The following is a 21725-nucleotide window of genomic DNA, read 5'->3' on the forward strand; positions in this document are numbered from 1 at the left end:
CACTATCGCTCCTTCGTCATTCTCCTGCTAGGATTGCGCCATTAGTCTCAATCACTTTTTTGTACCAGTCAAAAGAGTCTTTTTTGGATCGATCATAAGTGCCATGTCCTTCATCATCTGCATCCACATAAATAAAGCCATATCGTTTTGACAGTTGGGAGGTACCAGCACTAACTAAATCGATTGGTGCCCAGCTTGTATAACCAATCAGATCTACGCCCTCATCAATTGCTTCTTTCATTTGTTTAAAATGCGCTTCGAAATAGTCCCTACGATACGGATCATGAACGTTCCCCTCTTCAAGGATATCTTTTGCTCCCATTCCATTTTCGACGATCATCAATGGAATTTGGTAGCGATCATATAACTCGATCAGCGAAATCTTTAGTCCTTTAGGATCAATCTGCCAGCCCCATTCAGTGGATGGTAATTTAGGATTTTTCACCCCTAGTACAGTATTTCCTGGTGTTCGTTCTGCTTGCGGATCCCCAGATTCCGCCATAGACATATAATAGCTGAAAGAAAGAAAATCCACTGTATAATCTTTTAGTATTTGAGGATCTTCCGGTGCCATTTCAATCTTGATGCCACGTTTTTCCAAGTCTCGCAAAATTAAGCGAGGGTATTCTCCTTTTACTTGAACATCTGCATAAAAATTATTCTCTAGGTTCTTCTTCAATGTCAATTCCACGTCTAGTGGATCACAGGTTAACGGATAAGTCATTAATTTTGTTATCATACAGCCTATTTTGTTTTGAGGATTTTTTTCGTGTGCAACTTTTGTAACTAGTGAACTAGCGACAAATTGATGATGCAAGGCTTGATAGATCTCTTGATGCTCTTTCCCCGGAGTACATTGTTCAGGAATAATTCCAGCTGTTGTAAAGGGATGACGATGAATGCTGTCGATCTCATTAAAGGTCAGCCAGTATTCTACGTATTCCCCAAATTCCTCAAAGCAGACTGTGGCAAATCGGACAAAGTCAGCGATAACTTTGCGTTCAACCCAACCATTATATTTCAAACTCAACGCGACTGGCATTTCATAATGAGAAAGTGTCACGATCGGTTTGATTCCTAAACGCTGCATTTCTTGAAAGACATTTCGATAAAAAGCAATGCCCGACTCATTTGGCTCCAGTTCTTCTCCTGTTGGAAATAATCTCGTCCATGCAATCGATAAGCGTAGTACTTTGAAACCCATCTCAGCAAATAACGCCAAATCTTCTTTGTAACGATGATAAAAATCGATTCCCCGACGTTTAGGATAAATCGTGTCTGTTGGATCAGCGATTGCTTCTTTCACGGCGTTTACCGTCACATGCATATGGGCTGCAAAATTTTTGGTGTCGACATCTGGTTTATACGTGGCGATATCTGCTACAGACAACCCTTTCCCGTCTAAATTCCACCCACCTTCCACTTGATTGGCAGCAATCGCTCCGCCCCATAAAAAATTCTCTGGAAATGTTGATTGACTCATAGTTGTATTCTCCTTCACGTTTTTTGATTATGCTGCTTGAATTTTACGAAACAAATGGAGAGATGGATAAAACACCCTCGCTTTTAGACATATTTTCTGTTTGTTCAATTGGTTTGATAATGAAATTTTCTTTGTTAGTCACAACGCAGATAACAGTCGGGTCATACCCTGCTTGTTTGATGGCTTCTAAATCGAATTGAAGCAATGGTTGTCCTTTTTTGACATAATCCCCCGCACTGACAAGCGGTGTGAAATATTTTCCTTCTAATTGCACCGTGTCGATCCCTATATGGAATAGGATTTCAGCACCATTCTGGGTCTTTAAGCCAATCGCATGGTTGGTTTCAAACAACATAGTAACTTCTCCATCCTCTGGTGCTGTTAGTTCGCCAGATGTGGGGATAATACCGAATCCCTCACCAATCATTCCGCTGGAAAAGACATCGTCTTTTATTTCGGCTAGCTTAACAACTTGTCCCGCAACAGGCTGACTGAGAACTTCTGATTGAGGGTCTTCTTTTCCTTCAACGGCCTCCATGACTTTATCTTTAAAAAGAAACAGGACTAAAACAAAAGCCGCAAGAAAAGAGACTGCTAAAGTGACTAATGCCCAAACTAAATTCATACTATTTGATTCATCAACGAACATGGTGATACTAGCAAGACCCGGACCCACTAATGCAAACGCTTTGATTGTAAAGATGCCAGCAACTGCTCCACCAACCAAACTAGAAGCCATCACCCCATATAATACCCGTTTGTTTAAAATCGTTACCCCATACAATGCTGGCTCTGTAATGCCAAACAGTGCAGAAATTCCAGCAGAAATAGCTGTTGAGCGAAGCTTTTGATCTTTTGTCCGCAGACTGACAGCAAAACATGCCCCAGCTTCAGCAATATTATGGGCAAGTGAAGCCGGTAAATAAAGCAATTCTGCCCCCATCTCGCTCATGGAAGAGACCGCATAAGGGATCATTGCTTTGTGCATACCGGTCACAACCATCAATGGTAACACAGCTGCTAAGATACCTGTTGCAACCCAGCCTAGATGAGTATAAAGCCAAATAATCGCTGCAGAGAAAACTGTACCTACCTCAAATCCTAAAGGTCCTAAAATCAATAGCGCCACTGGAACTGTGATTACTAGACTCATCATCGGAACAAAGAAGATGCGAATCGGTTTTGGAGAAAAACGAGTAAATAGTTTTTCGACTTGCGAATAAAACAAAACCGTTAAAATTGCAGGAAAAACTTGTGATGCATAGGCAATATTCTGTAATCCGATCCCCAAAAAGGTTGCTCCATCTGTCAGCAACGCTGTTATTTCAGGCAAAATCAGCGCCCCGACTGCTGAAACAGCCACTAATTGATTTACTTTTAATTTATTTGCCGTGGTCATAGCGACTAAAATCGGTAAAAAGTAAAGGGGGGCTCCACCTATAAGATTTAAAATTTGATACGTTTGGCTTTGATTATCAAGCACTCCTGTAACAGAAGCGAGTAACAGTAGTGATTTTAAAACACCACCTCCGGCAACCGCCGGTATAAGTGGCTGAAAAATGGAAATAACAAAATCCAACAGGACAGCTCCCCAAGACTGCTTTGTTGCACTTCCGCTGTCCGCATTGTCTAACTGATGCCCCAACAGTGACATCACTTCGTCATAAACTTCCACAACATCATTGCCAATGATAACTTGACACTGGACATTCTGCCGGACTCCGATGACACCCTCCACTTTTTCTAGTGCTTCTTTTTGAACTAGAGCATGATCTTTCAGGGTAAACCGTAACCTCGTTGAACAATGTTCCAAATGAGAGATGTTTTCTTTTCCGCCAATCAATTGGATGATGGCAGTTGCCGTTTCCTTTACATTCATTGTTTTTTTCTCCTTTAGATTATTTTTCTCTTCGTTGGCCAAACAAAGAAAAAAGCAGACAACACCTATTAAAACAACCAAATGAATCAGAACGATTCACTCATTGCTTTATATAGGTCCTGCCTGCTTAACCAGTCACATGCCTGTTTATTAATTGCATAATACCACGAAGAAATTGGAAACGCAACCACTATTTTTGATCCATAAGTTTGCCACCACAGCCAAATGTAAAACTCTAGGAATCAGGTAAGTACAAATTTTTAACATTCAAAAAAGGCATTTCCCAAAAGGAAAATGCCGATAAATCAGTGACGTTTGTTACATTGAAAGTTTGCCTTCTAAAACTTTCGCGTCTTTGCTGCGAAAAGCTTTGGTCAATTCACTAACAATCAGTGGGACTAATGAGAGCAGAATCACGATCACCCATTCAATTCCTGTCAAACTTTGAACTTTGAAAATTTCTTGCAAGAATGGAATGAACAAGACCGCCAACTGCAAAGCTAAGCTGACTAGAAAGGCTTTATTCATCGCACTGTTGGAGAAGACACCAATGCTGAAAATAGAACGTGTTTCGCTGCGGACAGCAAACGCACGAGTCAATTCCCCAAAGACAAGTGTAGCAAATGTCATCGTATTTGTTGTGCCGTCAGCAACGGTTGGATCTGACAAGACGTATTCCCCTAACCAATAAGCTGCCAACGTGATTGCTCCTACCAAAACGCCGTAAAAGATCATACTTGCAGCAAAGCCATCAGCAAAAATGCTTTTCCGGGAATCGCGAGGTTTTTGTTTCATCACGCCTGGCTCAACTGGTTCCATTCCTAAAGCCAATGCAGGTAGTGAATCAGTGACTAGGTTCAACCAGAGGAGTTGGATCGCAACTAATGGCATCTGATGGAAATTCAATGCAGTTGCAACGAAAATCGTGATGATTTCACCGATATTACAACTCAATAAATACTGAATCGATTTCTTGATATTGGAGAAGATCCCTCTTCCTTGTTCGACCGCATGGACGATCGTGGCAAAGTTATCATCCGTCAAGATCATATCCGCTGCCCCTTTAGCCACATCCGTCCCGGTGATTCCCATCGCACAACCAATATCGGCTACTTTCAAGGCAGGCGCATCATTGACACCATCACCTGTCATGGCGACGACCATGCCTTTTGCCTGCCAAGCCTTAACGATCCGCATTTTATGTTCAGGCGAAACTCGCGCATAGACAGAATACTTTTCTACTTCTTCTTCCAATATTTCTTGCGGCATCATGTCCAGTTCTGAACCTGTCATGGCTAGATCTCCAGAGCGGAAAATAGTCAATTCTTTGGCGATTGCAACCGCAGTCAATTTGTGGTCACCAGTGATCATGACGGGGCGAATCCCTGCATCGTAACATTGAGTCACCGCTTCTTTGACTTCTTGACGGGGAGGATCGATCATTCCGACTAACCCGACAAATGTCAAATGGTTCTCGATGTCTTCTGAAGTCAGCTCTTCGGGCACTTCAGTAATGTCTTTATATGCAACACCTAGAACGCGCAAGGCATTTGATGCCATATCAGCATTTTTAGCAGCAATTTTTTGAGCTTCTGCTTCATCAACCCTACAGCGTTTCAGCAAAACATCAGGTGCTCCTTTGACCATGACGCGATAGCTTTGTTCGGTTTTATGGATCGTGCTCATCAATTTGCGTTCCGAATCAAAAGGAATCTCAGCCACACGAGGCATGTTTGCTTCTAACTCATTTTTGTCTAATTTTTCTTCGTACGCTTTGCTGACAAATGCGGTTTCTGTCGGGTCGCCGGTCACTTGGAACTCACTGCCATTGACCGTTAACTTAGAATCATTACACAATGCTCCGATGACCAATAGTTGCTGCGGGGTTGCCGATCCATGAACGAAGGTTTCAACTACGGTCATTTTGTTTTGCGTCAATGTACCCGTTTTGTCACTGCAGATCACTGAAGCAGCCCCCAAAGTTTCGACTGCAGGTAGCTTCTTCACGATGGCATGACGTTTCACCAATCGTTGGACACCTAATGCCAGAACAATCGTAACGATGGCCGCCAGTCCTTCGGGAATAGCCGCTACCCCAAGGGAAACAGCCATCATGAAGATTTCAAGAATTGGCCGACTGTATAAAAGACCTACGATAAACATCAGGACACAGATCCCTAAACAGATAATCGATAACAATTTTGAGATTTCTGCCATTTTTCGTTGTAGCGGTGTCGTATTGTCATCTTCAGAGATCAACATGTTCGCAATACGGCCAACTTCCGTTTTCATCCCGGTACTAGTAACGACACAAGTTGCACGCCCATTAGTGATCACTGTGGAGGAAATCAGCATGTTCTTGCGATCAGCTAAAACAGTATCTTCAGGCAATGCTTCTAGTGCTTTTTTGTTCACAGGAACTGATTCACCTGTCATGGCAGATTCATCTGCTTTTAGATTGGCTGCTGACAAGATCCGCACATCCGCTGGTACTAAATCGCCAGCTTCTAATTCAATGATATCTCCCGGAACAAGAGTAGCTGTTTCAACATGTTCCAGTTTCCCATTGCGAATCACTTTAGCCAACGGGGCTGACATTTTTTGTAATGCTTCCAAGGATTTATTGGCATTGTTTTCTTGTGAGATCGAAATGATGGCATTGATCACGACGATCAACAAAATAATGACGGAATCGATCCAGTCTTCAAAACCGCTGGAAACATAAGAAAGAAAAGCAGCGATCAATAGTACGATAATCATTGGATCTTCTAATTGCCCGATCACTTTTTTCAATAAACTTTCTTTCTTTTTCACTTCTAATTCATTTCTTCCGAAAGACTGCAGCCTTTTTTCACCTTCTTGACTGGATAGCCCTGCAGCTGCATTGGTATCCAACGAGCGTAAGACTTCTTCTTTCGATTTGGTAAACCATAAATCCACTGTGTTCATCTCCTAATGTTAGTTTCATCGTTCATTCGGTTTTACCAATCTGGCTTCCTTTATCAAAAAATGTCATAGCAGAAAGAAATTCGGTTCTACTATGACTGATATTCAATAAGGAGCAGATCGCAAAGGATGCTTTTATTTTCTTAAGATATGAATGGCAAATCCGCCAAACTCGCCGGCAAGATAAATATTTTTCAATTTGTTTTCTTCGTCATAGGCAGCTGTATCCATATTAAAGGAGAGTCCTTTGGCTTTTAGCTCCTCTACTGCACTTTCCAAGTTGGAAGTCCGCATAGCGATATGTCCATTTTTTCCTAAGAAAGGTGCTTTCATACATTCGAAGTAGTCACCGGCAAATTCTGATTTCTGTCCATGTCGTGGCGTCAGATTAAAGATCATGCTCAGTTGGGTGGCAAGTTCTTGTGCTTCGGTTTCATTTTCCATGTTGATACCAATATGTTCTAATTCAAAGTGATTTTCCATTGTCTTACACCTCTTTCATACTTGTTGAACAGTTGATTCCAGTTATTATTATTACATCGGGAACATCAAAATCGATCCCACGGTTAGAAATACGAGACGGATAAAGTATTGAGGAATCGTAAATTTCCAAAATTGTGCGGCTGTGTATTTCCCAGTTCCTAAAATCATTGCTGGCATCCCATCAATTGGCAGGAAGTGACCACACCAACCTGAGATCACGATGGCGCAAGCTGCGGCTGTAGGATCTAAGCCTAAACTTCTGCAAGTAGCGATCGCTAGCGGCGTAAATACATAGACTGTACCAATGGTCGATCCTGTTAATGTAGCCAACAGACTGGTCAAAATACAGAATGCAAAGATCATCACAAAAGGATTCACGTTGGTTCCCAACATTCCCGCAACCGAAGTCCCAACTAAATTGGTCAATCCTGTACTTCCTAATGCGTCTGCCACACCAATGACCCCGGCTGACATCAAGATGATCGGTGCACTGATGGCATCACGGATTTCTTTAAAGTCTAAGACACCAATCAATAAGATCACCGCAACAGATAAACCAGCCATCGCATAGCCGGCATCGCCGATTTTACTTTGTAGCAACATACCGATGACCGCAAAGATAAATACACCATAAGTCGTCAATTCTTTCCATCTCGGCAGACGGGAAGCGGTAACATTTCCGTTAGTGACATCCACATCTTTGCAGTCTTCAGAAGTAGGATGATCCGGAAGAAATTTGTATTGAATGATACAATTGACTAAAAAGCCAATGGATAAAAATAAGTGGTTCTGTTGCAAAGTTTTAAATCTACTATCAAATAAGGTAGAATAATAGAAAAAGATAGCAGGAGGAATGACGATGAATCATTTTAAAGGAAAGCAATTTCAGCAGGATGTGATTATTGTAGCCGTGGGCTACTATCTTCGTTATAACCTTAGCTATCGTGAAGTTCAAGAAATCTTATATGATCGTGGAATAAATGTTTGTCATACTACGATTTATCGTTGGGTGCAAGAATATGGCAAACTACTTTATCAAATTTGGAAAAAGAAAAATAAAAAATCCTTTTATTCATGGAAAATGGATGAAACGTACATCAAAATTAAAGGAAAATGGCATTATTTGTATCGAGCCATCGATGCAGATGGTTTAACCTTGGATATTTGGTTACGTAAAAAACGGGACACACAAGCAGCCTATGCTTTTCTTAAGCGGTTAGTGAAGCAGTTTGATGAACCGAAGGTTGTAGTCACAGATAAAGCCCCCTCTATTACAAGTGCCTTTAAGAAACTAAAAGAATACGGCGGCTTTTATCAAGGGACAGAACATCGTACCATTAAATACCTGAATAATTTGATCGAACAAGACCATCGTCCAGTAAAGAGACGCAATAAATTCTATCGAAGTTTACGCACTGCCTCTACCACGATTAAAGGCATGGAAGCCATTCGAGGATTATATAAGAAAACCCGAAAAGAAGGCACTCTCTTCGGGTTTTCGGTCTGTACTGAAATCAAGGTATTATTGGGAATCCCAGCTTAAATCATAGATACCGTAAGGGATTTTATTCTTTATTTAAAACTTTGCAACAGAACCATAGGGAGCATATCATCATTTTCTGAACACCTTTTGTAACTTGTTATCAATAGACTTATCGTCTATACCCACTTGCTCTCCTAAATTTCAATTATAATTTCTGCTTCTAACGTCGCCCATTAATTCTTATATATATCACTACAACTCTTAATTTACTTAATAAACTCTATTCCACTAGAAATAGTAATGGTTCCTTCGTCAAAGTCACCATCTAACATTGACTTTTTCAAATTACTTACATTTTTATAATGCTATTTTCCTTTTTTTAGTGCTGCTTGGATAAGCGGTACTTTTCCTGGTTCTTTTTTTATGATTGCCATTAATTTTCCTGAAAAAAGTTTTTTCTCTTGGCAATTATACCCGTCTAGATCTGCGGGATCGCCATTAGCAAGTCCGAGGATTGTTCCATTTTTTACCAAAACCGCTACAAGTTCGTCTGCAGTTGGCACCTCGATCCCTTCTGAATCGATTCCTTGGATCTCAAATAGAGAGTAGTCCGCTCCACAGAATCGTTCTTTAACTGTGACAGAATCAGTCGTACCGCTTGTTTTTCGAGTTGCTTCAATTGTTTGTTCCTCTTTGACACCAATGGCTTTTAAACAACCTGGTTCATAAGGAATATGCCAAGATAGGCCATCTTTATCATTTTTTTTCTTTCCAAAACTCTTCCCGTTCAGAAACAACTCAACAGTATGACAATTAGAAAAAGTCCTCACCTCCGTAACCCCTTGGTCAATTGTTAACCCTTCTTTGTTCCAGTGAGGAAACACATGAACCATTGGTGTTTCAGTCCACCTTGATTGATAATAATAAAAAGAATCCTTTTCAAATCCGACCGTATCTGTAATTCCAAATTGAGAACTGATTCCAGGCCAGTGAAACGGTGCTGGCTCACCGTAGTAATCCATAAATGTCCACAAGAAGACACCTCCCATATAGGCATGTTCTTCTAAGTAACGCAGTACTTCTTTCGGTTTAGCCGTACCACCGGTTCCTGGCTCTTCAGGCTTTCGTTTCCCAGGTAAGACCATAGAATAAAGAGAACCAAAGTTTGAAGTATGACATTTTTCGCTGTTATCTTGATAGACCCCTCTTGTCGAAAAGTAAGAAGCACTTTCCGTACTAAGATATGAAAATAGCGGATACTTTTCCTTTACAGCAACTAAACCTGTCCCATTTACAGCAGACTCAGGATAATTGACCCCGTTCACATCAAAAATACGCATATAAGAAGCATCCACCTGACCAGCAGGATTAAGTAATTCCGCTGAAACAATGAGACTTTGCGAAGTATGGGTTCGGATCACAGCTGCTAATTTTTGTGCCATTCGGTAAGCAAGCGGCGTATGACCAATCACCTCTTCATTACAAAGGGACCAAAAACAAAGAGAAGGATGATTACGTGTTTGCTTCACCATTTTTACCAGCTCATTTGTCCGCCACTCACTAGATTCCAAGATGCGGTTCTCGTTCATAACGATGATACCTAATTCATCACATAATTCAAGGAGATCTTTGGAAGCAAAGTGATGTGCACTGCGATAGGCGTTTACCCCCATTTCTTTCATTTTCAACAGCTTATACCGTAAAATATCTTTTGGTAATGCGACACCTAGACCACCAAAGTCTTGATGCTCACAGACCCCTCTTAATTCTTTACGTTCCCCATTAAGCAGAAAACCTTTCGTAGTATATGCGACTGTCCTAATACCAAAACAAAGCTGATAGTCATCGATTTGGTTCTCGCCATCAAATAGTTGAAAAGTAGCTTGGTATAGATGTGGATTCTCGAGAGACCATAGCTGAGGCGCGCAGATTTTTTGGCAATAACTCCATTCTGTTGTCGCCAAAGGATCTACGTTACACTCATGGATATTTTGTTGATCAGCCACCTGACTTTTGATCGTTAACTTTTGTTTTTTCTCAAAATGATGGTTAGCAAGACCAATGGTGATTTTAAGGAGCGCTTCCTGCTGGTTTATTTCAGTTGTTTCGATAAACGATGCTTCTGCCACAATCTGAAGCTTTGGTTTTATTTCTAAATATACATCCTTATATATACCTGCTCCCTCATACCACCAGCCTTCCGCGCCTTTCGTCGTATCCACTTTGATCAACACCACATTCACTCCCTCTGAGCCGATGCGTATCAGTTCAGAGACATCAAAAGAAAAATCAGAGTATCCACTGTAATGATCACCTAGAAATACACCATTAAACCAGACAGATGCCATACGCATGACGCCCATAAAGTGGAGAGTCACTTGCTTTTCGTTCACTTCATCTAGAGTTAACGCAAAAGTCTTACGGTAATAGGCAATGCCATCTGGCTTTGATCCACTCATCAGTAAATCGGGATCATTAACATACGGAAGTTCATTTTTCCAATCATGGGGGAGATCAACAGATACCCAATCTTCGTCAAGTTCACTTTCCAAAGCAGTGTTCGCCAACATTCTCAAGCCTTTTTCACGATCACCTTGAGCAATCAGCCGTAGAAAATGTTCTCCACCAGCACCTATCAAAACAGTATCCCCCGCTTCATTTTCAAGCGGAGCTGCCAAGCCACCGATAGCTGCGGCTTTTCTGACTGTTTTCATTGGCTCTTCTATCTCACCTAAGTGAAATTGCCAGCCATCATTCAGTAATCGATTTTGTCTCATTTTTTCTCCTCCTTCTTATAAAAGTTATTTTGCTCTAGCTAAAAAGTCCCCACAAAATGGATCGATCGGGCTCTTACCTTTAAACGGTTCTTTCCCTAGCAATTTCTGGATTACAGCCTCCACTGTTTCTGGATTTCCTGTATACGCATTGATAAAAGTTGAAACATAAGGGATGTCAAATAAGTGATAGGGATTGGCAGTAGAAACAAAAATGGTAGGGAGATCCTTTTCATACCAGGGAGCATTTGCGGCCATCAAATGATTCCAATCCAAACGAACTGTTGTCTGATTGCTGGCGGTCTCAACATTAGCAACATACAATGCCAAATCAAATTTATTTCCAAGATCCTCAACCCCTGCCTCGAAAACCTCTTGGAAATCCAATTGTTGATTATCGAAAAGGTTGACTTCAAATCCAGCAGCTTCTAATCCAGCTTTAAAAAGCGGACCCACTCGTCCTCCCTCTTTAAATCCACCGTCGTCAGAATCACCCAAAATAACGAGACGGATTCGAGGGTATCGTTGTGGGGTGAGTGGTAAGTGTTTTTCTCTGTCTTTGACCAATGTAATCGACTCATCAGCAATTTTTTTCGTTACCCACTGATATTCAGTACGATCGATGACACTTTTAGGAGTACTATTGACTGTCTCTTCCCTTACTTCAGTAAATAAACCATGGTACATCTTGACTGCTAAAATTCGTGCGACTGCTTCATCCAAACGTTCCATACGAATGCTTCCCTCTTTTACAGCAGATGCGATCACTTCATAATCTTCATCAATATTTTTATTAAAAAGCAACATATCGATTCCTGCATTGATTGAAGCAACGAGTCGCTCTCTATGAGGCATGATCGTCGTGTAACCGACCATTGGTGTTGCATCAGTGATAGCCAAACCATTGAAGCTCAGTGTATCTCTTAGTAACCCGTTAACTAGAAGTTTCGAGCAAGAAGCAGGCATCAATTCGGTTTCTCTGATAGTTGGTGAAAGTTTTCGCTCCCACGCAGGCTGATAAATGTGTCCCACCATGATACAGCTGACGTTTTTTTCAATAAACTGGCGATAAATAGTCCCATACGATTCCATCCACTCATTCGCGGAGAGTGAATTGATCGAACTCAGTAAATGTTGATCCCTTTCATCAACACCGTCCCCAGGAAAATGCTTGATCACTGGAATGATGTTACTCTCAGAAAAACCGTCTATCTGCGCTTGAGCCATGCGAATAATTCGTTTTTGATCACTTCCAAATGTGCGAGTATTCGTGATTGGGTTCTTGAAGTTATAATCAATATCGACAATCGGTGAAAAAGCCATATTAATACCAATTCGAGCCGCTTCCAGCCCAGCAATTTTTCCTAAGTAATAGGCATTTTCGGTGCAATCTGTAGCGGCGATCTGCATAGGATTACCGACCCATGTCCCTTCCGTAAGAATACCATTCCCACCTGACTCTAAATTTGCTGAAAGAAATAACGGTATTGTGCTAGCATCTTGGACTGCTCTTAGCTGATCCTTCAATTTTTCAGCATTGTCGGGGCGATACATCATTCCACCCGGTTGGTATTTCTTAATAAAAGCCGTCAATTCCTTTACAGAACCTGATTGTCCAATCACGAAAAAAAGCTGACCAATTTTTTCCATAACTGACATGTTTTCTACGATCTTCTGAATTTGTTTTTTCCTTGTCTCTGTAAATTTGAAAAGTGTTTCTCTTGTCTCTCTCACTGAGTTGTCCTCCAATCGATAGTTTCACAGACGACGAGCGCAAGAATCACTTCACTCTTGCGCTCGTTTGTTGTTATTATGGTTAACTGTAAATCCTGTGCGAGTTTCTTATCCAGCTTGTTCTTGTGCTAAACGTTCTTCTTGAACTGCTTGATTATCTAAGGTTTTAAAGAACGGGTAATAGATAGCCATAGAAATAGCAACTGCAAATAGTTGATAGATACCAAAAGAGAGACTCCCTTGAACGATGCCGTGGATCAGCGGAGGTAACGAGCCCGCCCCTAGGATGCCAATCGGTGCGGTAATGATTCCCATAGAAATCAATGCGTACCCAAGAGAAGTGATCACTAATGGCGTCAATAAGAACGGAATCAAAAGCATCACATTCAACATTACCGGCATTCCAAAGATAACTGGTTCATTTACACCAAAAAGACCGCTTGGAAATACGATTTTTGAAAATGATTTGTAGCGCTTACTCTTGGAAAATAAAAACATGTCAGTCACTAAACCAATCGTTGCACCGCTCCCCCCTAAACATGCCAAATCGTATAACCCAAAATTAATGGCATGAGGGACTGCTTCTCCCGCCGCCACAGCAGCACTATTGTCTGCAAGATAACCCAAGAAAATCGGCATGAGAATCGGCAATACGGTCATTGAACCATGAATCCCGAAAAACCATAAGAGATTCGAGATCAAAATAAGAATCAAAAAGGCAGTTAAGGAACCCGTCAATCGCTGCAATGGTTCTTGAAGCAATGTATAAACAAAATCTGTCGCTGAATTATAACTAGTTACGCTAAAACCAAATTTAACAATTCCAAAAAGTGACGCAATCACAACTGCTGGAATTAAAGAAGTAAATGACTTGGTCACCATTTCTGGCACCCCATCGGGCATTTTGATCGTAATATTTTTTTCCACAAACAATTTCATCAGTTGAATCGTGATCAGTGAAACGAAAATTGCCACGAAGACCCCGCGCGCGCCTAAATAATTGGTACTTAAAAATGAAGCTCTTGCTTCGGGATTTTCAGTGAGTGGCGTTAATAACAGGAAACATACCAATGAGATGAACCCCGTCCCCAAGGCTTGTTCTTTGATCCCGAATATTCCTGCTCCACAGTAGGCAATACTAAATGCCATATACAAACCTAATAAATCAATTGTGTAAGCTGGAATATAATTCATTACTGTACCAATGTTGGTCACTGATAGAAAGTTTTGATACGGTTCCCAGCTTAAACTAGAAATAACTGTAAAGATGGCACCTAACATAATAACGCCTAGTAATGACATCGAACCTGTACTTACACTTTTTAAATAGCGATTCGAAGAAATTTTATTCGCAACGGGAATAAATCTTTTTTCCATAAAGTGGATAAATGCATTCATTTTTCTTACCCCTTTTTAGTGTTTCTTATTTTATTTTGGTACCAATAGTAACTGTCTTTGGGAATTCGTCGACATTCTTTTGGATCTTCATCTGTGCGATCAACAAAAATCAAACCATATCGCTTTTTAAACCCTTGGTGTGAACTAACCAGATCAAGTAGTGACCAAGGACTATAACCCAATAAAGGATATCCTTCCTCCATAAAACGCTCACATTGCTTAATATGCTGTTCTAAGTAATCAATACGATAGACATCGTGAATTTGCCCATCTTCAATACGATCAGAATACGCTAAACCGTTTTCAGTCACCATCATTGGTAAATGGTATTTTTCATAAATCGACCGCATACCTATATATAATCCTTCAGGGTCAATACCAAATTCCATCCATTTCGTCTTCGTTAAATAAGGATTGTTCCCTAAGGTAAATCGCTCATTTCGATAAAATGGTGGTAGTTTGCTTGTATCTTCTCCCGGTTCAACGGCACGTATACAGGTACTACAGTAATAGTTTATCCCTATAAGATCTGGTTTATTCTTCTTCAAAATTTCTTGATCAGCTGGTTCCGTTTCTGGATACCAACCTTTCTCATTCAAATAATTGCAGTAGCTTTTCGGGTACTCGCCGAATACTGACATGTCGAGAAAACAATTTTGTAAAAAGTCTTCGGCGTTCTTAGCTGCTAAGATGTTCCTTGGCGAAGGTGTTTCTGGATAAACAACTTGCATAGAGCACACCGGTCCAATTTTCCCATCTCTTACGATTTTTCGAAAAACTTGAATTGTCTTTTTCTCAGCTAGCGACATATTGTAACTCATTTGATACATCTGCTTCATTTTTTCATCTGCATCCGTTTCGTGATTGCCATTTAAATCAGAAGCTGCTGTGACGATCAATTGCTCGTTGATCGTTCCCCACAACTTGACTCGATCACCGAAATGCTGAAAGCAAACTTTTGCATAAGCAACAAAGTAATCAATACATTTTCTTGATTTCCATCCGCCAAATTTGGTTACCAATGCTTGCGGCATTTCAAAATGATAGAGGGTAGGAAAAGGTGTGATTCCTTTTTCAAGACACCCATCAATCAAACGATTATAAAAATCGATGCCTTCTTGATTCGGCTGATCACCATCACCCATGACACGTGTCCAATTGAACGAAAAACGATAGAGATCGATCCCTAAGTCTGCCATTAATTCAATGTCTTCGCTTAGATGATGATAGTGATCGGACGCGATCTTCGAATCTGCAATTCCCTCCGGTACGTGACGCACATCTGTTGTTGCAATCCCTTTTCCACCTTCACCAAAGCCTCCTTCTACTTGAAATGCTGAGGTTGATGTCCCCCAATAAAAATCTTTTTTGACCATTGTTCCTTCCACCTTTCCCTTATAAGAAAACGATACCATTCAGAATTAATTCTAACGACAACAAAACAAGACCTCTGGTTTCAAACACAAAGGTCTTGTTTCAAAATATGAAACTATTGAGGCAAATAGAACTTTTTCATATACATATAAATCAGTAACTCCATCATGTATAGAATAGCAATCCGTCCTTCGGTGTTTTCGTTGATCTCTCCACAGAGGATAATTTGGTCTGCACTTCGTTCAATGATTGGAGAATGCTTAAACGTAAAGACGATAATTTTGATTCCCTTTTTCTTCAAGGCTGCAATCACTTTTTCACTAAAGTAAAAGAAACCACCCTCCATCGAAAAAATCAAAACCAAGCTATCTGGCGAGCTTTCTTCCACAATTTTTAATTGTTCTTCCACTGTAAAACCAATCCGAATAATTTTATCCATGCTTGCTAATTTGCTTTGCAAATGCTGTCCCATAAAAGCAGCAAATTCTAAGCCAAACAAAGCAACATTTTCTGTTTCATGAATCGCAGAGACCACTGTTTCAATTTCTGAAACCGAGAGCTGTTCTTTGGCGTACCTCAAATTGATCAAAAGATTTGAGGTGAATTCGTCCAGAAATTCCTCCCATTGTTCCACGGGCTGGATCACTTTTTTGGAATAATCGCTGACGATATCGATCTCTTTTTCAACCGCTTGTTTGAATTCCGTATAAGACGAAAAAGCCAAAATTCGAGTGAATCGCGAAATCGCTGCAGTCGACACAAAACATTCTTCTGCGAGTTCATAAATGGTCATCTTAGGGATTTTCGAAAAACTTCTTAGAATCGCCTGTGCAATAAAGTAATTATTGTCTTGTTTTTTCTGATTATTTAAATAACGCAACAAAAGACTTCTGACTGAGGTTCCTTTATTTTCCATTCGATCTACCTCCTAAATACGCTTTCATCTAAATATACAATGAACGCCAGGGAAAGCAAAGGTTCTGTTGCAAAGTTTTAAATAAAGAATAAAATCCCTTACGGTATCTATGATTTAAGCTGGGATTCCCAATAATACCTTGATTTCAGTACAGACCGAAAACCCGAAGAGAGTGCCTTCTTTTCGGGTTTTCTTATATAATCCTCGGATGGCTTCCATGCCTTTAATCGTGGTAGAGGCAGTGCGTAAACTTCGATAGAATTTATTGCGTCTCTTTACTGGACGAAGGTCTTGTTCAATCAAATTATTCAGGTATTTAATGGTACGATGTTCTGTCCCTTGATAAAAGCCGTATTCTTTTAGTTTCTTAAAGGCACTTGTAATAGAGGGGGCTTTATCTGTGACTACAACCTTCGGTTCATCAAACTGCTTCACTAACCGCTTAAGAAAAGCATAGGCTGCTTGTGTGTCCCGTTTTTTACGTAACCAAATATCCAAGGTTAAACCATCTGCATCGATGGCTCGATACAAATAATGCCATTTTCCTTTAATTTTGATGTACGTTTCATCCATTTTCCATGAATAAAAGGATTTTTTATTTTTCTTTTTCCAAATTTGATAAAGTAGTTTGCCATATTCTTGCACCCAACGATAAATCGTAGTATGACAAACATTTATTCCACGATCATATAAGATTTCTTGAACTTCACGATAGCTAAGGTTATAACGAAGATAGTAGCCCACGGCTACAATAATCACATCCTGCTGAAATTGCTTTCCTTTAAAATGATTCATCGTCATTCCTCCTGCTATCTTTTTCTATTATTCTACCTTATTTGATAGTAGATTTAAAACTTTGCAACAGAACCCGGACGAACAAGTAAAAGACTTAAAAATCGATTATGTGGTAGATACGATACGCAAAAAATACGGGTTTAAGTCGATCGTTCATGCAAATAGCATAATGGAAGGTGGACGTGCGATCGCTCGCAGCAGCCTTGTCGGAGGGCATGCAGGTGGTATGTCTGGACTTGAAGGTGCTGAAGGTCATGGTAAAACGTACTAAGAAAACTTTTACGGACTATAATCAATACAAAGATCGACCATTCGGATTGAAGTGGGCAACGGCTTACGCCATGGATGATTTGATGAAAGGTATCTTAGAAAACGAAGCCTGGGCTACAAAAGAAGTTGTTGGTTTGGATTTAATGAACCGTGAGGAAATCGACGCAATTCTATCAGAATCGTTCCTTTATCACAAGCCTATATCGCTGCAATTAAACACTAAAGACGAATTTGGGCGATTTTTGGATCCTGTCGAAGGACAATTTCTTGGTGAAGCATATGAAGGTTATTTTGTACTCAATGAACAAGCGATCAATTGGACAGATGTCCGACATGTATCCATAAAAAAAGAGGAAAAATGGTTTAATGTTGATTATTTTCAGGACAGAGAGTCTTCTCGCAACAAACAAAAGAAAAAAGCGAGTAAAATAGAAAAAGAGATTGAGCTAATCAAAAATGAGTATTATCAGGACTTTGCAGACGACGATTGAAGATCATTGTCCATTGTCCATCATTTAACTTTGAAATTGTCTTAGAATGGCTCTGTGGCACACGATTTTTAAACAGATCAGAAAAGGAGAGGAAGAATATGTGTGGAAGATATTTTTTTGATTTATCTTCAGATGAACTAAAAAGCTACTATGATCACGTTGTTTTAAATGCTACAGGTAAACATTTTCGTGTTGGTTTTAATGAAATTTTTCCAACTAATTATATAGTAACACTAGGACTTAATCAGGATTCAAGGGTAGTACCAGGAATCACTCAGTGGGGGTTCCAAGGATTTAAGCCCGGTCAACTTATGATCAACGCACGTTCAGAAACAGTAGAAGAAAAGAAGACTTTTTCTACAGCCTTCAGAGAAACTCGCTGCATCATACCAGTCTCCGGATTCTATGAGTGGGATTTCGAAAAACGAAAACTATTGTTTACTGCAGGGGATAATGATGTTTTTTATTTGGGAGGATTTTATCGTGTGCATAAAACAGGTGCAGGATTTGAAACGGAATCGATTATTATGACGACAAAACCTAACGATTCAGTATCCCAAATACATGATCGTATGCCGCTTATTATTCAAAGAGATCATATAAAAGATTGGATCACAGATCTGGATTTCGCACGTAACTATCTTAAAGCTGATATGCCAGAATTAACTCGTACTGAAGTAGCAAAATAAAAAAGAGCGGATCTTTTATAGATCCGCTCTTTTGTCATTACAATTTTTTTATCAGTTAAATTTTTTAGTTGTTTTATTCTTTTTTACATAATCATATATAATTTTTACAATTAAAGAAATAATTAAGACTATATAAAAAATATTTCGGTACAAACTTTGATCATATTTTAGAAATACTAAAGCTAAAATAAAAACAACGACTAAAATTATATGGTAAATTTTAAATTTAGAACTTTTCATGATAGCTCACCCTCTTTTTTATTGCCATTCAAATCCCCATGGTATTGAAGTCCCACTAAATATCATGCCAGGTACGAAAATTGAATGACTTCGCCAACAACTGGCATCAGACCTATCCCAAGTTAATCAAAAATCTGCTTAAAATGCCGAATCTGCTCACTTTCATGGATTTCCCACCAGCTATTCGCGGTTCATTGTATTCAACCAACTTCATTGAGAACTTTAACAAACATCTCAAACGCAACACCAACCACAAAGAACAATTTCCAACGGAAGATTCACTGGATCGATTCCTGGTTTCTCAGTTTAATGTCTACAACGAGAAGTCCATGAAGCGAATCCATCGCGGATTCAAAGGACTTCAGGACACCCTGGAATCATCCTTTATTTAAATTAACTACATATTATATGTACGGAAGCATTTCATTTACACAAGATTCTTGACGCTACACATATTACTCAATAGATTAATATCAAATGGTGAAAATCAACGAAAAAAGGAGATCTATCAAGCAATCTCCTTCCCAATAAATCTCCTCTTATATAAAGTTATTTATGAACACTGATTTAAGCTAAGCTGCCGATATCACAATCTCATCATCCACTAAATCAGCCTTCAAGTTTTTGACATCTAAGTGGTCAAGGTAAAAATCCGTTACCTTATCACGAATTTGTTGTTCAATTACTCGCCGTAATGGCCGCGCACCCATTGCTTCATCATAGCCTTGTTCCATCAGCCAATCTTTGGCCGCTTTAGTTACCTCAAGTTTGATGGATTTTTTGGCTAAAGTTTTTTGTACATCCGCCAACATCAACTCGACAATTTGACTTAAGTCTTGCTTAGTCAGATGTGAAAATTCCACGATTCCATTAAAACGGTTCAGAAATTCTGGGCGGAAAAATGGTGCTAACTTATCCATTAATGACTGATCTCGTTGCTTGTCACCACTTAATGCTTCATTACCAAAGCCAGCATTAGAAGTAGCAATAATAATCGTATTTTTGAAATTAATGACATTGCCTTGTCCATCCGTTAAGCGCCCATCATCCATCACTTGTAACAGTAACGTTAATACTTGTGGATCAGCCTTTTCAATTTCATCTAATAATACAATGGAATATGGATTACGCCGAACCCGTTCAGTTAGAGTATTAGCATTATCTTCATAGCCTACGTATCCAGCCGAGGTACCAATTAATTTCGACACAGCTGTACGATCAGCATATTCACTCATATCTAGCCGAATAATCGCATTTTCATTTCCAAACATATCTAAGGCTAATTGCTTAGCTAATTCAGTCTTCCCTACGCCAGTTGGGCCCACAAACAGAAAACTTCCAATCGGCTGATTACCCTCTGAAAAGCCCGCACGGTTACGCCGAATTGCTTTTGCTACCATTTCAACCGCTTCATCTTGACCGATTACCTTACTTTTCAGACGCTTATCAAGATTTTTCAAGCGCTCAATATCATTAGCGCCCATATCAGAAACTGGTATACCAGTTAAACGTTCAACCGATTGTGCCACATCATCAATCGTGGCAGTGATTTTTTCTTTTTGATCCGTTTCTTTAATTTTTTGCTTGGTTTCCTCGATCGACTTCTTGATATCAGCGGCTTTTGTAAAGTCCTCCGCTTTAATGGCGGCCTCCTTAGCTGCCTCTAATTTTTTAAGGCGTTGATCCAATGTCTCAACATCAGTTTGCGAATTTTTAGCCGCTAAATGAGCCGCAGTCATGTCGATCAAATCGATAGCTTTATCTGGCAAAGTGCGTTGTGGTATATATTGGATTGAATAATCCACAGCCGCCTTCAAAACATCAGCTGGTAATACAACATGATGATGTTTTTCGTACAGCTCTTTAACACCTTGTAATATACGTAAAGTGTCAGCGGCCGTCGGTTCATTAATCACAACATCATTGAATCGCCGTGCCAAAGCCGCATTTTTCAAAATAGTATTGCGATATTCATCTTGAGTCGTAGCCCCGATTACACTCAGCTCGCCACGTGACAAAGCAGGTTTAATGATATCAGCCAATCCTTTGCCACCATCTTCACCACCAGTGGCACCCGTGCCGAGAATCTGATGAATTTCATCGAAAAATAGAATAATATTACCAGCTGCTTTAACTTCCTCTACCAGCTGTTTAATATTTTCTTCAAAAGAACCGCGATATTGAGTTCCCGCTTCCAAAGACGATAAATCAATCGAATAGATTTCTTTATCTTGAATCGTTTCTGGAACTTTACCAGCCACAATTGCTTGTGCCAGACCTTCGACGACTGCAGTTTTACCTACACCGGCATCACCAACTAAGATTGCATTATTTTTCGTTCTACGACTCAAAATTTCTGCAGTTTCTTGAATCTCTTTCTCACGTCCAATCACTGGATCTAGTAATCCATCACGAGCCTGTTCCGTCAAATTAGTCCCTAACTTTTCTAAAATCCCTCCTTTTTTAACAGCCTGTTTACCATCTTTAGATACTTCTATTGTTTTATTATTTTGGGGTAGCTTACCAGTTGCTCGGTATTGAGCAAACTCATCCGGTGTCAACGATTGCCCATTAACTAAATACCGTGCACGCTCCGAATTTTGATTATCCATGCGCCGAAATAATTGATTGAAAACATCATCCATATCATTGTTGAAAAAAGGATCATTTCCGTAGAAATTTGCCATATTACTACACCTCCATAAAAATTTATGTGTGTAACTTAGTGACCATAATATCCTTTAAAACTACAACTGAATTGTATCACAAT

The 21725-nt window shown here is 39.8% G+C and carries 15 protein-coding genes and 2 pseudogenes; 5 read left to right on the forward strand and 12 right to left on the reverse strand.

Going from position 1 to position 21725, the window contains the following annotated elements:
* Window positions 1-16: 16 nt before the first annotated feature.
* The 5 genes from EGX73_RS04575 to EGX73_RS04595 form a co-directional block, all read right to left on the reverse strand.
* Window positions 17-1483, reverse strand: a complete 1467-nt coding sequence (locus EGX73_RS04575) for a glycoside hydrolase family 1 protein (protein ID WP_005469874.1) — start codon at window positions 1481-1483, stop codon at window positions 17-19.
* A gap of 43 nt (window positions 1484-1526) precedes the next feature.
* The gene (locus tag EGX73_RS04580; RefSeq protein WP_005469873.1) at window positions 1527-3362 is read right to left on the reverse strand and encodes a beta-glucoside-specific PTS transporter subunit IIABC; all 1836 of its coding nucleotides are present in this window, start codon (window positions 3360-3362) and stop codon (window positions 1527-1529) included.
* Window positions 3363-3680: 318 nt separating this feature from the next.
* Window positions 3681-6311 carry a calcium-translocating P-type ATPase, PMCA-type gene (locus EGX73_RS04585; RefSeq protein ID WP_123866762.1) on the reverse strand — a complete coding sequence of 877 codons (2631 nt, stop codon included), beginning with the start codon at window positions 6309-6311 and terminating at the stop codon, window positions 3681-3683.
* 132 nt (window positions 6312-6443) lie between these two features.
* A complete protein-coding gene (locus EGX73_RS04590; protein ID WP_029486217.1) occupies window positions 6444-6791 on the reverse strand; it encodes a 2-dehydro-3-deoxy-phosphogluconate aldolase in 348 nt (115 codons plus the stop codon).
* A 51-nt stretch (window positions 6792-6842) separates the two neighbouring features.
* Window positions 6843-7589, reverse strand: coding sequence for an SLC13 family permease (locus tag EGX73_RS04595; protein WP_231496564.1), 747 nt, complete (start codon window positions 7587-7589; stop codon window positions 6843-6845).
* A gap of 61 nt (window positions 7590-7650) precedes the next feature.
* On the opposite strand from EGX73_RS04595, the gene EGX73_RS04600 reads away from it, so the two are divergent.
* Complete coding sequence (locus tag EGX73_RS04600) at window positions 7651-8334, forward strand: IS6-like element IS1216 family transposase (RefSeq protein ID WP_172956410.1); 684 nt, start codon at window positions 7651-7653, stop codon at window positions 8332-8334.
* 305 nt (window positions 8335-8639) lie between these two features.
* On the opposite strand, the gene EGX73_RS04605 is transcribed toward EGX73_RS04600, so the two are convergent.
* From EGX73_RS04605 to EGX73_RS04630, 6 genes are all read right to left on the reverse strand, one after another.
* Window positions 8640-11051, reverse strand: coding sequence for a glycoside hydrolase family 2 TIM barrel-domain containing protein (locus EGX73_RS04605; RefSeq protein WP_123866764.1), 2412 nt, complete (start codon window positions 11049-11051; stop codon window positions 8640-8642).
* Between the two features lie 24 nt (window positions 11052-11075).
* The gene (locus EGX73_RS04610) at window positions 11076-12782 is read right to left on the reverse strand and encodes a glycoside hydrolase family 3 protein (RefSeq protein WP_123866765.1); all 1707 of its coding nucleotides are present in this window, start codon (window positions 12780-12782) and stop codon (window positions 11076-11078) included.
* Between the two features lie 108 nt (window positions 12783-12890).
* Entirely contained in the window at window positions 12891-14180 is a 1290-nt protein-coding gene (locus EGX73_RS04615; protein ID WP_123866766.1) for a PTS sugar transporter subunit IIC, read from the reverse strand.
* A gap of 5 nt (window positions 14181-14185) precedes the next feature.
* Entirely contained in the window at window positions 14186-15556 is a 1371-nt protein-coding gene (locus EGX73_RS04620; RefSeq protein ID WP_029486211.1) for a glycoside hydrolase family 1 protein, read from the reverse strand.
* A gap of 113 nt (window positions 15557-15669) precedes the next feature.
* Window positions 15670-16470: a MurR/RpiR family transcriptional regulator gene (locus EGX73_RS04625; RefSeq protein WP_029486209.1), complete on the reverse strand. Its 801-nt coding sequence runs from the start codon at window positions 16468-16470 to the stop codon at window positions 15670-15672.
* Between the two features lie 114 nt (window positions 16471-16584).
* Complete coding sequence (locus tag EGX73_RS04630; RefSeq protein ID WP_172956411.1) at window positions 16585-17265, reverse strand: IS6-like element IS1216 family transposase; 681 nt, start codon at window positions 17263-17265, stop codon at window positions 16585-16587.
* 67 nt (window positions 17266-17332) lie between these two features.
* Here EGX73_RS04630 and EGX73_RS04635 point away from each other — a divergent pair.
* The 4 genes and pseudogenes from EGX73_RS04635 to EGX73_RS04655 form a co-directional block, all read left to right on the forward strand.
* Window positions 17333-17536, forward strand: a pseudogene (locus tag EGX73_RS04635) (excinuclease ABC subunit A); the annotation flags it as partial.
* The gene (locus EGX73_RS04640) at window positions 17520-18026 is read left to right on the forward strand and encodes a hypothetical protein (RefSeq protein ID WP_123866768.1); all 507 of its coding nucleotides are present in this window, start codon (window positions 17520-17522) and stop codon (window positions 18024-18026) included. The pseudogene EGX73_RS04635 and the gene EGX73_RS04640, both read left to right, overlap by 17 nt.
* Window positions 18027-18124: 98 nt before the next feature.
* Window positions 18125-18715 (forward strand): SOS response-associated peptidase, encoded by a 591-nt coding sequence (locus EGX73_RS04645; RefSeq protein ID WP_123866769.1) that lies wholly within the window; start codon window positions 18125-18127, stop codon window positions 18713-18715.
* 317 nt (window positions 18716-19032) lie between these two features.
* A pseudogene (locus tag EGX73_RS04655) lies at window positions 19033-19347 on the forward strand (transposase); the annotation flags it as partial.
* Window positions 19348-19527: 180 nt separating this feature from the next.
* Here EGX73_RS04655 and clpL read toward each other — a convergent pair.
* Entirely contained in the window at window positions 19528-21642 is a 2115-nt protein-coding gene (gene clpL / locus EGX73_RS04660; protein ID WP_123866770.1) for an ATP-dependent protease ClpL, read from the reverse strand.
* Window positions 21643-21725: the final 83 nt, after the last annotated feature.

This window comes from Enterococcus sp. FDAARGOS_553 (assembly GCF_003812305.1).
Taxonomy (GTDB): Bacteria; Bacillota; Bacilli; order Lactobacillales; family Enterococcaceae; genus Enterococcus_D; species Enterococcus_D gallinarum.